At 51.7% G+C, this 13848-nt stretch carries 10 protein-coding genes; 9 read left to right on the forward strand and 1 reads right to left on the reverse strand.

Features of this window, described 5'->3' with window-relative positions; translation table 11 throughout:
- Nucleotides 1-133: 133 nt before the first annotated feature.
- Nucleotides 134-1546 (reverse strand): sigma-54 dependent transcriptional regulator, encoded by a 1413-nt coding sequence (locus GO013_RS16230; protein ID WP_163813007.1) that lies wholly within the window; start codon nt 1544-1546, stop codon nt 134-136.
- Between the two features lie 586 nt (nt 1547-2132).
- On the opposite strand from GO013_RS16230, the gene GO013_RS16235 reads away from it, so the two are divergent.
- From GO013_RS16235 to GO013_RS16275, 9 genes are all read left to right on the forward strand, one after another.
- Nucleotides 2133-2402 (forward strand): transposase, encoded by a 270-nt coding sequence (locus tag GO013_RS16235; RefSeq protein WP_163813009.1) that lies wholly within the window; start codon nt 2133-2135, stop codon nt 2400-2402.
- A gap of 22 nt (nt 2403-2424) precedes the next feature.
- Nucleotides 2425-4449 carry a CoB--CoM heterodisulfide reductase iron-sulfur subunit A family protein gene (locus tag GO013_RS16240; RefSeq protein ID WP_163813011.1) on the forward strand — a complete coding sequence of 675 codons (2025 nt, stop codon included), beginning with the start codon at nt 2425-2427 and terminating at the stop codon, nt 4447-4449.
- A 9-nt stretch (nt 4450-4458) separates the two neighbouring features.
- Nucleotides 4459-4884, forward strand: coding sequence for a hydrogenase iron-sulfur subunit (locus GO013_RS16245; RefSeq protein ID WP_163813013.1), 426 nt, complete (start codon nt 4459-4461; stop codon nt 4882-4884).
- Between the two features lie 18 nt (nt 4885-4902).
- Nucleotides 4903-6048, forward strand: a complete 1146-nt coding sequence (locus GO013_RS16250) for a Coenzyme F420 hydrogenase/dehydrogenase, beta subunit C-terminal domain (RefSeq protein WP_163813015.1) — start codon at nt 4903-4905, stop codon at nt 6046-6048.
- Nucleotides 6049-6076: 28 nt separating this feature from the next.
- Nucleotides 6077-9511 (forward strand): FAD-dependent oxidoreductase, encoded by a 3435-nt coding sequence (locus GO013_RS16255; protein WP_163813017.1) that lies wholly within the window; start codon nt 6077-6079, stop codon nt 9509-9511.
- A gap of 25 nt (nt 9512-9536) precedes the next feature.
- Nucleotides 9537-10103: a 4Fe-4S dicluster domain-containing protein gene (locus GO013_RS16260; RefSeq protein WP_163813019.1), complete on the forward strand. Its 567-nt coding sequence runs from the start codon at nt 9537-9539 to the stop codon at nt 10101-10103.
- Nucleotides 10100-11053: a CoB--CoM heterodisulfide reductase iron-sulfur subunit B family protein gene (locus GO013_RS16265; protein WP_163813021.1), complete on the forward strand. Its 954-nt coding sequence runs from the start codon at nt 10100-10102 to the stop codon at nt 11051-11053. Before GO013_RS16260 ends, GO013_RS16265 begins: the two co-directional genes overlap by 4 nt.
- Nucleotides 11046-11948, forward strand: coding sequence for a universal stress protein (locus GO013_RS16270; RefSeq protein WP_163813023.1), 903 nt, complete (start codon nt 11046-11048; stop codon nt 11946-11948). Before GO013_RS16265 ends, GO013_RS16270 begins: the two co-directional genes overlap by 8 nt.
- Before the next feature lie 109 nt (nt 11949-12057).
- On the forward strand, nt 12058-13353 hold the full coding sequence (locus tag GO013_RS16275) for a (Fe-S)-binding protein (RefSeq protein WP_163813025.1): 1296 nt from the start codon (nt 12058-12060) through the stop codon (nt 13351-13353).
- Nucleotides 13354-13848 lie beyond the last annotated feature (495 nt).

A 13848-nucleotide genomic window follows, 5' to 3' on the forward strand; every position in this document is an offset into this window, starting at 1 on the left:
CTGATGATATTTTAATCCTAGCCATGTCGGCCTCCTTTGAGCTTCACTTTTACTGGTACTGTTACCAGATTAAGCCTTGGAGTGCCGACATGGTATTTTTGCAATTTCAAATGAACTATCAAAAAAGTTCAGATTACGGTTTTTGTCTGGTGACATGATATCTTTTGGTCAACGTGTAGAGTCGAGCTCGTGAGATTCCAGCAACTTCACAGGATTTTTTGATATCTCCCCCTGTAATGGTGAAAAGATTGAGCAAATACTGTTTTTCCAGGGTTTCGTAGTGCTTGTGCCGATATTCCTTGAGCGTGGGGAAGCTCTTGGGGTCCAATTGAAGCTGTTCATAGTGTTCATTTTTAAATTTTTCTTTTTCCAAATCATGTCTGGCGACTTCGGCACGAATGGCTCGAGGGAGGTGTCGGGGGTAGAGAATCGCGTCTTTTCCCGCTCGTGAAAGGGCCTGCTCAATGGTGTTTTGCAATTCCCGAATGTTGCCGGGCCATTTGTAACTCATGAGGGCGTCAAGAAAATCGGGTGAAAATCCTTTGCTGGCCAATTTGAGCCGTTTGGAATGATGCTGAACGAATTTACAGGTCAATTCATTGATGTCTTCAGGGATACGCCGGAGCGGGGGAAGCTGCATACGGATACCGCGTAATCGGTAGAAGAGGTCCCGGCGGAATTCATTGTTTTCCACCATGGCTTCCAGATTGCGATTGGTTGCTGAAACCAGTCTGAAATCACTTCGTATTTCATTCACTCCACCAACCGGTCGAAAACTTCTTCCTTCTAAGACCCGGAGAAAGACTTTTTGTAAGGACATGGGGAGTTCGCCAACCTCATCCAGAAAAAGGATACCGCCATCAGCCTGTTTGACGAGACCTGTGGAATGTCGGTCTGCGCTGGTATAAGCTCCCCGTTCATGTCCAAAAAGTAGATTCTCCGCCAGTGTGTCTGGCAAAGCGGCACAGTCCACCACCACAAATGAGCGTTCTTCTCTGTCACTATTTTTGTGAATGGCGCGGGCAAACAGTTCCTTGCCTGTGCCGGTTTCTCCGGTAATGAGGACATTGGCATTGGACCCGGCGGCTTGGGCCAAGGTGTCGAGACAGGACTGGATGAGCCGACTGCTGCCAATGATGCCGGATCGCCGGAGTGAACACCGGATTGCGCCACCATATCGTTCTTCATGATAGTCCATGACACGACGGATCAGAACCAACAACCGCTGTATATTTGGTGGTTTGGTGACAAAATGCCAGGCACCGTTCTGGATGGCTTTTTCCGCCATCTTCGGGTCTCGGCTTCGTGTAATGATAATGACTTCGGGGAAAGAGGGTATTTCCCTGATGGTCGTCAGGTACGCCAAGCTGTCTCCATCAGCCAGATCGTCCCCGAGCAAAACGGCTTTGTATTCGCCGGTGTGCAACAACCCCATTGCACGCGACAGTGTGTCGCAGTCTGTTGTCGGCAGACCATGTGCCCCAAGAGATTTTCCCAGGGTGCGAGTAAAGTGTTTGTCTCCATCTATGATGAGAATTTCTGCCATGACACAGTTCTCCCTCTTCCCTCAAAGACTCCCTCGTAAATATACCATGAATTGTACTGGAATTGTCAAATATTCTTATATGACAAAAATTGTTGGGGAAAAAAGACGTTTTTTCGTGAAATGAGCGTCAAATCTTGTGAGGCAAGACAGTAAAGACTTTTTTGCATCGAAGAGACTTTGAGAGTGGCTGACTTTTAATCTGCATATATATCAATTCATAAATATAATTAAAGTCTCTTGCATGATCCTTCCCGTCTTGTGCGGCAAGACACTTCTTATGGGGCAAGACGTTTTCTTTCTGATTTTCAAGGGGAAATAAACGTTTTTACGCGAGCCTCTCTCTCCATCAATGAGAAATATCTACATATCTGAAAAGCGGTACGCATCTTGTTCTTAGAGAGCAAGAGAGCATTGTCCGAAATGAAGACGGACATCCGGGAAAATGGAATTCTTTCGGGTTCAAGCGAGGTTGCTGCTTCATTGTTGATCAAAAATCGCGAGAGACAGGCAGCACGACAGTCTCATATTCCCCATGTGAACCCCCGGAAAAAAGGAGACAAGCGAAGACGGCAAGGAGGTGTCACGTATGAGGCGTAAATGGGATGCACGGAAAAAAGCGAAAATCGTCTTGGAAGGCCTTATGGGAGGATGCGTTAATGATCTTTGCCGTTCATACGATCTTCGTCCCGGACAATACTACAAGTGGCGCGGCCATTTTTTGGAACGCTGTCATGAAGTTTTTGAACGGCAACCGGGGCCTTCAAGTGAATCGGAACTGGCTGCGGAAAATGAAGAGCTGAAGAAATTGGTTGGCGAGCTGACGTTGGAATTGACCAGCGGCAAGAGTAGCCGTTGATACGTTGAATAAGGGAGGAACCATGGCCAATAAAATCGGAGTGTATATTTGCCACTGCGGTTCGAACATCGCAGGTAAGGTTGATTGCGCTGATGTGGCTCGGTGTGCCGGGAGGCTGAAGGACGTCGTAATTTCAAGGGATTATCAATTCATGTGTTCAGATCCGGGCCAGGAAATGGTCATTCGGGATATCCATGAATTTGGCTTGAATCGAGTGGTGGTCGCATCCTGCTCGCCTCGTCTGCATGAAAAGACCTTTCAACAGGCCTGTGCTCGTGCCGGATTGAATCCGTATTTGCTGCAACATGCGTGTATTCGGGAGCACTGTTCCTGGACAACGGAAGATCCCAAGGAGGCCACAGCCAAGGCAAAACACATTGTTGAAGCGGCTGTTGAACGGGTCGGCGATCATCAGAAACTGTATTCCCGCGAAGTGGAGGTCCTACCGGATGTAATGGTGGTTGGGGCGGGAATCGCCGGGATTCAGGCTGCGCTTGATATCGCCAAGTCTGGGCACAAGGTTCATCTGGTGGAAAAAAGTCCATCCATTGGTGGACATATGGCCCAATTCGACAAGACGTTTCCGACCTTGGACTGCGCGGCGTGTATTTCCACTCCCAAGATGGTGGCGGTCTCGCAGGAGGCGAATATCAATCTCATGACCTGGAGTGAGGTCGTGGATGTTTCCGGATTTGTCGGGAACTACACGGTGACCGTCAAGCACAAGCCTCGGTATGTAGACGAAACTGTCTGTACGGGCTGTGGGGCCTGTCTCGAAAAATGTCCGACAAAAGCCTTGAGCGAATTCAATGAAGGGTTGTCCATGCGCAAGGCGATCTATCGGAATTCACCACAGGCTGTTCCCAGTACACCGGTGATCGATGCCTCGGCGTGCAAGATGATTACCAAGGGCAAATGCGGTATTTGCAAGACCATTTGTCCGACCGGAGCCATTGATTACGACATGAAGGAGACGCACGAGGTTTTCCATGTCGGTTCCATTGTGTTGGCGACCGGCTACGAGGCCATGGACCCGACGCCGTTGCGTGAATATGGGTTTGGCCGTTTTGACAATGTGTATACCGCCTTGCAGTTCGAGCGACTGAACAATGCGGTCGGTCCGACAGAAGGACGGATTATTTTGAAAAATGGTGAAGCGCCCAAGAGTGTCGGCATCATCCATTGCGTGGGCAGCCGTGACACGAATTATCACGAATACTGTTCTCGGACGTGCTGCATGTACGCACTCAAGTTTGACCATCTTATCAAGGATAAGGTTGGCCACGATACCAAGGTTTACAATTTCTATATTGATATGCGGTGTTTCGGCAAAGGCTACGAAGAATTCTTCAAGCGGGTACAGGAAGAAGGGGTCACTTTTATTCGGGGCAGACCTGCCGAAGTCGTTCAGGAAGGCGAAAAGTTGGTCGTCGTGGGCGAAGATACCTTGCTTGGAATGAATGTCAGGGTTCCGGTCGATATGGTGATTTTGTGTACTGCCATGGAAGCGCAACCCGACGTGACCGAAGTGGCCAGGATATTCGGTATCTCTCAAGGGCAGGATGGATTCTTCCTTGAAGAACATCCCAAGCTCGGGCCGGTGTCCACCGCCACGGACGGCGTGTTCCTTGCCGGAACCTGCCAGGGACCAAAGGATATCCCGGATGCGGTTGCCCATGCTTCGGGCGGAGCGGCACAGGCCTTGGCTCTCGCAGCCAAGGGGACCGTGTCCATTTCCCCGACAACGTCGTGGATCGACCCGGATGTCTGCATCGGGTGCAAGGTATGCATCAATTTGTGCCCTTATTCTGCCATTGAATTCGATGAACGGCGGCAGGTGTCTGTCATCAATGAAGCCATGTGCAAAGGGTGTGGAAGTTGTGCTGGCTATTGTCCGAGTGGTGCCGCGCAGATCAAACACTTCAATCAAACGCAGATATTCGATGAAATCGATGGAATGCTCGGCATGATGTTTGATCCTCCGCCGCCTGACGTGCGTGGAGACCAGGCAGATTCAGCGAAAGAAAATCAAATGGGCGATGCTTAGGAGGCAGTGATGAAGAATGAATTTGAACCGACCATTCTGGCCTTTGTCTGTAACTGGTGCACGTATACCGCGGCGGATCTCGCGGGAACCGCGCGGATGATACAGCAGCCGAATCTTCGATTGGTGCGGGTGATGTGTACGGGCATGGTGGACCCGAAATACATAGTGAAGTCGTTGCTTTCCGGTGCGGACGGCGTGTTGATAAGTGGATGTCATCCAGGTGACTGCCATTATATCAATGGGAATTACAAGGCACGGCGGCGGGTGAAGTTGCTCAATGAAATTTTGCCACAGTTCGGCATTGAGCGCGAGCGGGTCAAATTGACGTGGGTCGGGGCGAGTGAAGGCAATGAATTTGCTGAGACAGTGAATACTTTCATTAACGAAATCAGAGAACTCGGCCCTATGGAAGCTCGTTCCATGGCCGTCGTTTAGACAGAGGGAGGTGGCGACATGGCGACCACTATGAAAATTCAGGTTGAAGAGAATAATCCGGTTGTAGCTATACAGGGCTTTCTGCGGAGTCTGTTGGAAGATGAATCGCTGGGAGGCGTTGTGGTGCCAGTGCATCTTTTTGAGACAGGCATTCCCATGCCGACTTTGGTGACCGACCCGGATCAGTTATCCGGTGCGGACCCGTTGGCCCCGGCATTTCCAATGAACAGCGCAAAGCTGTTGTCTCGATTGACCAAGGGCCAGTCCGGAGAACGACTTGCCGTGGTCATGCGGCCGTGTGAAATCCGTGCTTTCGTGGAACTGGTCAAGCTCAATCAGGGCAGTCTTGATGATGTCATCATCATCGGTGTGGATTGTATGGGAGCGTATGACAATACCGGGTACAAAACCTTTCTTGGCGATCGGGATGCTTTTGAAGCAACCCTCGCCTTTCAGGGGCAGCGCGGCGGATCGAATGAAACGGCGATCAATGGTGTGGACATTGCCCCGGCCTGCAAATCCTGCGAATTCCCAGCCCCGATGAATGCCGATATGATTATCGGATTGGCTGGAGCCGATTTGCATGAAGCTATCCCTGTCATTGCGGACAGTGCTCGGGGTGAGGCTCTGCTCAATAGTCTTGGATTGCCGAGTATGGAAGCCTCTGGGCGGGATGATGTCCTGGAGTCCCTCATCAAGGTCCGGACAGAACATCGTGACGCAATGATCGAAGCGACCCAGGCTGTGACGGGCACTTTGTCCGACCTGTCTGAATATCTGTCGAGTTGCGTGAACTGTTACAACTGTCGGGTGGCGTGTCCGGTCTGCTATTGCAAGGAATGTGTCTTTAATACCGATGTCTTTGAGCACAAGCCCTGGCAGTATGTCGGATGGGCTAAACGCAAAGGTAGCTTGAAACTTCCCACAGACACCATCTTCTATCATTTGACCCGTATGGCGCATATGTCCATGGCCTGTGTGGGGTGTGGCCAATGTTCCAACGCCTGTCCCAATGGTATTCCGGTGATGGAATTGTTCCGCACCGTTGCCGCTCGGACACAGAAGAGCTTTGACTACGTGCCTGGCAGAAGTCTTGAAGAAGCACCGCCTCTGTCGGTTTTCAAGGAAGATGAGTTCCAGGACACAGTATCGCACATGGCCTGATGGCAGGTCCCATTTTCGGGAGGATGTTATGAGGAAACAATACGGAGCAATGGTGGTCGGAGCCGGAATCGGTGGTATCCGGGCCGCGCTCGATCTGGCCGTTACAGGTCACAAGGTCGCTCTTATCGATAGCCGTCCAAGTCACGGCGGAATTTTGAGCCAGCTTGACCATCAATTCCCGTCCGATCATTGCGGCATGTGTAAAATGCTGCCGCTCATGGCACGGGATTCATCAAGTCAATATTGTCTGCGAAAGGGGTTGTTTCACGAGAATATCGACATTCTGCTCTCGACTGAGGTGGCGGAAGTCGAAGGGGAACCGGGCAAGTTCTTTGTCTCATTGAATCGCACATCGCCTTTGGTGGACCCAACCAAGTGTATCAGTTGTGGAAAATGTTCTGAAGTCTGTCCTGTTCGAGTAGACAGTGAATTCAATGCAGGATTGACCAAACGGGCTGCCATCTATCTGCCGGTGCCACATGCCATACCCAACCAGTATGTGCTGGACTTGGATAATTGCCAGCGGTGTTGGAAATGTCATGACGTCTGCCCGACCGGGGCGATCGACTTCAAGTTTGACGAGCGCAAGGATTTTCATATCCTCGTGGTTGATGGTGACGACGCGGTTCGGGACATGATGCAGGGAAGTCTCGATGAACAAAATTTTCCGCTGCATTTCACGGCAAGTGGAGAAGAAGCAGTGGAATTGCTTGCCGAGTCCGATGCATTCCAATTGGTCCTGCTTGGGACAAATATCGAAGACATGGACGCTGAGCGGGTGCTGACCCGGTGTCTGGAATTGCACCCGGATATGCCGGTTGTCATTCTGGCCGAAGACGGTCAACAGGAACAGGTCGCTGAACTCGTGGCGCAAGGTGCACGCGAATCGCTGACCAAGCCGCTGGTGTCCAAGAAGTTTGTTCCCTGGCTTGACAAGTTGTTTGTTCGGATTCTCTCCGATTCCATTGAGGAGTTGGAGGTCGGGGCCATTGTCCTGGCCGGAGGTTTTGAGTGCTATAACCCGAAGACCGACGCGCTGGATTCTTCCAAAATCTGGAATTATGATCTTCCGGGCGTGCTGACTGCGGTGGAGTTCGAACGATTGTTGAGTGGGACCGGGCCGACCGGCGGGAAATTGCTTCGCCCCGGCGACAACAAACCGGTCAAGAGAATCGCGTGGATTCAGTGCGTTGGTTCGCGGGATGTTCAAAGAAATGCGGATTTCTGTTCCGGTATCTGTTGCATGTTTTCCATCAAGGAATCCCTGCTCGCCAAGAAGGTGACCAATGGGGAGGTGGAGACATCCATTTTCTATATGGATATGCGCACCGCAGGGAAGGGGTATCAACGGTACCGTCTGAATGCCGAAAAGGAAGCGGGTGTCCGGTTCGTGCGGAGCCGGCCCCATTCCCTGCTTCCGACCGATGACGGACAGGATATCTTGATCGAATACATCGCCGAAGACGGAACCCGTGTTGCCGAAGAATTCGACATGGTGGTGCTGGCTGTTGGTGTGCGTCCACCCAAAAAAATGGACACGCTGGCCCAGACCATGGGCATTGAACTCAACCAATGGGGTTTTGCCGATACCCGGTACTATTCTCCGGAAAGAACGAGTGCCGTCGGTATCTTTGCCGCTGGATCCTTTGGCGAACCCAAGGATATATCCGAGTCTGTGATTCAGGCCAGTGCGGCAGCACAAGCCGCGTCTCGCATCATCAAGGCATATGACGTGTTGTCGGATTTTCAGGCCGAACCTGAACCCGAATATCCGGATGTGTCTCGTGAGTCGCCGCGAACGCTGGTTGCCGTTTGTGCATCCTGTCCGACATTGGAGCAGACTGTGAATCTTGAAGCCTTGAGTGAACGGATGGCAAGGGTCCATTCGGTCTGCAAGGTCGAGAGTATCAGCAGTGCCTGTACCGCTGAGGGATGGGGAGACATTGAACGGGCGGCCAAGGAATTCAAACCGAACCGTATCATCATCGGGGCCTGTATGCCGTATGTGTATATCCCCCGACTCAAGGAACTCGGAAGGACCATTGGATTGAATCCGGCCCTGATGGACGTGGTGGATATCTATACGCCGACCTTCAGTGCCGAAGCCGATGAACGGACCGCTGAAAAGGAAATATACGCCTCTCTGGCAACGGCAGTGGCTCGTTTGCAAGGCGTTGACCCGACACCTCCGTCGGTCATGGTGGATGTTGAACGGTCCGCTCTGGTGGTTGGTGGTGGCGTTGCCGGTATGACGGCGGCCATGGCCATCGCGGATCAGGGGTATGGCGTTTGTCTAGTTGAGTCGGAAGAGGAACTTGGTGGCATGGCCATGCGGTTGCATACGCAACTCGACGGGTCTGATCCGCATAAGTATATGGAAGAACTCATTGCACAGGTGGAAAAGCATCCGAATATCAGGGTGCTCAAGGATTCTCGGGTTGTCTTGTCTCGTGGTAGTGCCGGACACTTCCGGTCAGCCATAGCCAGTCCCGAGGGCGTATTTCCGCTTGAACATGGAGTCTCCATCCTCGCGACCGGAGCGCATGAAGCCAAGATTTATGAAAGTGGCTTTTGCGTCCACAAGTCCGTGATGACGCATCTCACGATGGAAGACCAGCTCGCCACCGGGCAACTCGATGCGGGTGTCCTGTCGTCAGTCGCCATGATCCAATGTTGGCGTAAACCCGGTGAAGACCGGACCTATTGCAGCAAAGTCTGCTGTCCAGAGATGGTCAAGAATGTGCTCGCTCTCAAGGAGCGCAATCCAGACTTGCCGATTTACGTCTTCTACCGTGATATCATGATGCCTGGTTTCCTTGAGACCTACTACACACAGGCGCGCAAAGCTGGTGCCATCTTCATTCAATATGAACAGGATACTCCGCCTTCGGTGACCTTTGAAGACGGGAAACCCGTCATCACCGCCTATGATCCCATATTGCGGGAAAACATCGTCATCAGACCGGATATCCTTTCCCTTTCCAGTGGATTGGAACCCAATGACATGGATGATATTCAGGAAGTCTTTGGTGTGGATATCAATGAGGACGGTTTTTATCAGGAAGCGGACTTCAAATGGCGTCCCGTGGATTTCCTCAAGCAGGGTGTCTACGCCTGTGGAACCGGGTTGTCTCCGCGTCGGATGGGCGAGTCAGTGGCTTCGGCCAAGGCTGCCGCGCAACGGGCTTTGCGGATTCTCAACGCCGAGACCATTGCCCGGGAAACCGTGGTGGCAACGGTTCGACATTCCTTGTGTTCATTGTGTCAGGCCTGTGTCGCGGCCTGTCCATACGGTGCCCGAGTGCTCAATATGGAGCTTGGTCAGATTCAGGTTGACGAAATCCTGTGTCAGGGGTGCGGAGCCTGTGCAGCAGTGTGTCCCAACAGTGCCACGGTTCTCAAGGGATTCCACGACGGACCGATGATGTCTGTCATTGATGCGGCTCTCGAAGAACCGGCATGAGCCGGAAATATGGAGGAATGACGCAATGAGTGAATCATATAAGAAAACATGGAGTCCGGTTGAAGATGAGAAGCAACTCATACTCGCCCAACTTCAAAAGGAAGTGGGAGCCTGTATGCAGTGCGGCACCTGTACGGCATCGTGCCCGAACGGGTTTGCCATGGACATCACGCCGAGGACCATGTGGCGGATGATTCAGTTCGGGATGGTTGATGAAATCTTCGAAAGCCATACCTTCTGGATGTGTTCATCCTGTTACACCTGCACACTCCGATGTCCGAGGGGTCTCAAACTCACTTCGGTCATGGCCTCGCTGAAGAGACTGGCCATGCTCAGTGGTAAAGGACGCAAGAATAGTGCGTTCTATCGAGCCTTCATGGAGAATATCGAGTCCCATGGCCGAGTGCAGGAAATGGGAATGATGAGCAACTACTTCTTCAAACGCATGGACAACCCAACACTGCCACTGAAGTTTGTGCCATTGGGTATGAAAATGATGGCCAAGGGAAAGGTCCACATTCCAGGCGGTGGCCAAGGGGCCATTCTCAAGCCCTTGTTTGCCAAGGCCCGTGAAATGGAGGGATTGTCATGAAATACGCATACTACCCAGGATGCTCCTTGACGGAAAGTGCCGTGGAATTCGACGTGTCCACGCGATCTGTCATGGAATACCTCGGTGTGGAACTGATGGAAATTCCGGACTGGACCTGTTGTGGGGCCAGTGCGGCCGAGCCGATCAGCAAATTGATGAACTACGTCCTTCCTGCACGGAATTTGGCTATTGCCGAGAAGAAACTCGATGGGCTTGATGTTCTCACTCCGTGTTCCGCCTGTTATCTCAATCTCCTTAAGGTCAACAAGGAAGTCGTGGGGAACAGAACCTTGCATGGTCAGGTCAATGAAGTGCTCGCGGCTTCCGGCTTGGCGTATTCCGGGTCTGTCGCGGTACGACATATTCTTGACATCTTTATTAACGATATCGGAGCGAAAATTATTGAACAAAAGGTGACCAATAATCTTGAAGGCATGAAAATCGCTCCATACTACGGGTGCCAGATCTTGCGGCCATATCCGGTCTTTGACGATCCGAGACATCCGACATCCATGCACCGGATTCTGTCTGCCTTGGGCGCGGAAATACATGAATGGGACCACGGAACCTCCTGCTGTGGTGCCTCGCTCATGGTGGGGCATCAGGATGTGGCACTCAAGTCTGTCGCGGGCATATTGGCTGATGCCGAAGGGGCTGATGCCATCGCGACAGTGTGCCCCATGTGCCAGATGAATCTTGAGGCATATCAGTCTCAAGCAGCACAATTCGGGGCCAAACCGATCCCCATCCTCTACCTGACGCAATTGATGGGTGAGGCTTTCGGGCTGGAGGATGGGGCTCTTCAGTTCGAGAAAAACCTGACCGTATCGGCTGGGGTCAGGAAAGATATCGCCAACAAGATCTGGAGCCAGCCGAACCAGGTCGAAAACGGCGACAAGACGGCGGAAGCTAAGGCGGAGAACTTCAGCAAAGGGGCACATCATGTTTAAGGACATCATTGTAGGGGTCACCCCCACCGGAATCGACAATTGTGCGGTTCAGGCGGCTATGGAATTTGCTCGTACTTTTGAATCAAAGCTCTATCTGGTTCATGTGGCGGGCATGGCGCAGGGATGGGGTTCCATTGAAACCCTGGAGCCTTCTGGTGAAACGTCCCGACTCAAGGAACAGATCACAGAGGTGTATTCTGAAATGCTGGAAGGGATTCCCGAATCACAGATTATCGTTGTGCCCGGTATTCCGCATAACGAGATTCTCCGGCTGGCCAGAAAGAAGAATACGGACCTGATCGTGATGGGACCGCATACCAAGGAATACGAGGAAACCCGGTCCAAGATGTGGGGCATGACAGGGAGCACGCTTGAACGAGTCAGTCAGAAGGCTCGCTGTCCGGTCATGATTGTCCACAAGGACGTGGTTTGTCAGGAACCGTTGTATAGCAATATCCTCGTGGCAACGGACTTTTCCGACCAGGCCGAATGCGCCGTGAGTTATGGCGGCCAGATGGCCCGTCAGTACAAGGCGAACCTCAAGGTCATGCATGTTGTTGAGAATGGCAACAGTGAGACCGAAGTGGTTGATCGGTTGGAAAATGTCTATGGTCCGCGCCTTGATGGTATCGGTGAATGCGGTTTTGAGGCCTGCAAGGGGAAGCCGTCCATGGAAATCCTGCGTATGGGGAATCAATCAAACGCCGATTTGATTATCATGGCTCACCATTCACGGGAACGTGATCCTGAAAAGGCCTTCCTTGGTTCGACAGTGACCCAAGTCGCCTTGAATGCACCGTGTCCGACCATGAGCGTCAATCGTCATTTCGATCTGCGATGCGGTCTCATGTATGACCAGACTGGTGCGGCGGTTCAGACGGAAGCTCTGGCCTAGGGCATTGCTTTCGACTCGATGAAAAACTGGCAATGAACGATGAACGGTTTTCGGGGGCGGGCAACTGTCCCCGAAAATCCGGCGGCATATGTCGCGAAAGGAGTAAACCATGGGTGAAGCAGCACTGCTTATTGAGCCGCAACATTCAAAATTGGTTGATACAGTCCGGGAGCTGCTGCCCGAGGGTGGCAATCTGAACATGTGTCTGACATGCGGAGCCTGCGCCGCAGGGTGCCCGGCGACTGGTATGGAAGATATGGACCCGCGCAAGTTCCTTCGGTTGGCGCTCATGGGACAGGAAGAAACAATTCGGTCTACCCAATGGGTGTGGCTGTGTACCATGTGTCAACGGTGTATTCACGCGTGTCCCATGAAAGTGGATATCCCTCAATTGATTTATCAATGCAGGCAGTCGTGGCCACGAGAAGATCGGCCCAAGGGGATTATTGGTTCCTGTGAACAAGCATTGAAAACCCCGGGCAATAGTGCCATGGGTGCATCCAGTGAGGATTTTCAGTTTGTTGTGGAGGATGTGGCCGAGGAAGTTCGGGAGACCCAACCGGGACAGGAAAATCTTCAGGTTTCCATTGATAGAAAGGGTGCCCATTACTTTTTGAATCAGAACTCCCGCGAACCAGTGACCGAACCGGATGAGATGGTTCCTTTGTGGAAAATTCTCAATATGGTCGGGGCGGACTGGACATACAGTACCAAGGGATGGGCTGCGGAAAACTATTGCATGTTTTTGGCCGATGATGATGCGTGGGAAAATGTGGTCCGCAACAAGGCGAGTGCGGTGGAGGAGCTGGGGTGCAAGGTCTGGCTCAACACCGAGTGAGGACACGAATTTTACGCAGTCCGGGCCGGACTGCAAAAGTTCAATGTCGAGCACAATTTTGAAATGGAAAGCATTATTCGCCTGTATGCACAGTGGATTCGGGAGGGCAAGTTGCCCGTCAACTCGGATTGGAACAAGGACCTTGGCGTCACGTTCACCGTGCAGGACCCGTGTCAGCTTGTGCGTAAATCTTTGGGCGACCCGGTCGCCGAGGACCTGCGTTTTGTGGTCAAATCCGTGGTAGGTGAGGAAAACTTCATCGATATGTGGCCGAACAAGTCCAATAATTATTGTTGCGGCGGTGGTGGCGGATTCCTCCAATCCGGGTTCGCTGATGAACGACGGAAATATGGGGATATTAAACTGAATCAAATTCTGCGTACCAAGGCGGATTATTGTATTGCGCCATGTCATAACTGTCATTCGCAGATACATGACCTCAGCGAACATTCGGGCGCAAACTTCCCGGTTGTTCATCTGTGGACACTGATCTGCCTGTCTTTGGGCATACTCGGTGAAAATGAACGGGAGTATCTCGGAGATGATTTGAAAACTGTTGGCTTGTAATCGGAAAGGGATAGACAAGGGGTTGCCCTGTGCTTTGGCTTGAGCTGAAGTACAGGGCTTTTTTTCAAAGAATGAGACCAACTTGACACTAGAATTGACGAGTGCGTATTGACAAACGAGACACTCGTGCGGACCGTGCGACGTTTTCCTGTATTCATGAAAATCCCTGTTCGTTTTTTCGATTGCTCTTGTTGAAGCTGTGTTCTTTTGACGTCACGCGAACAGATCGGCTCCTTTTGGAAACAGCATGAATTCCGAGTATGGTCTGTGTAGCCGTTAAAGGAGGTACTATGTACAAGTTGGGGACGACAGGACTGAAGTTGCTCAAGGGAATTCATCTTTTGACGGTTTCCTGTTGGGTGGGTGGTGCACTTTCCTTATGCTTTTTGTATGTCGCAGATTGTAATCTCAAACTTAACACTTTCGGGGGGGGAGTTCCCAAAATGAATGTCCCATGAAAATGTTGTCCTATCACTAAAACTCCACAACGGAGGG

This window comes from Pseudodesulfovibrio sp. JC047 (genome assembly GCF_010468615.1).
In the GTDB taxonomy this organism is placed as follows: domain Bacteria; phylum Desulfobacterota; class Desulfovibrionia; order Desulfovibrionales; family Desulfovibrionaceae; genus Pseudodesulfovibrio.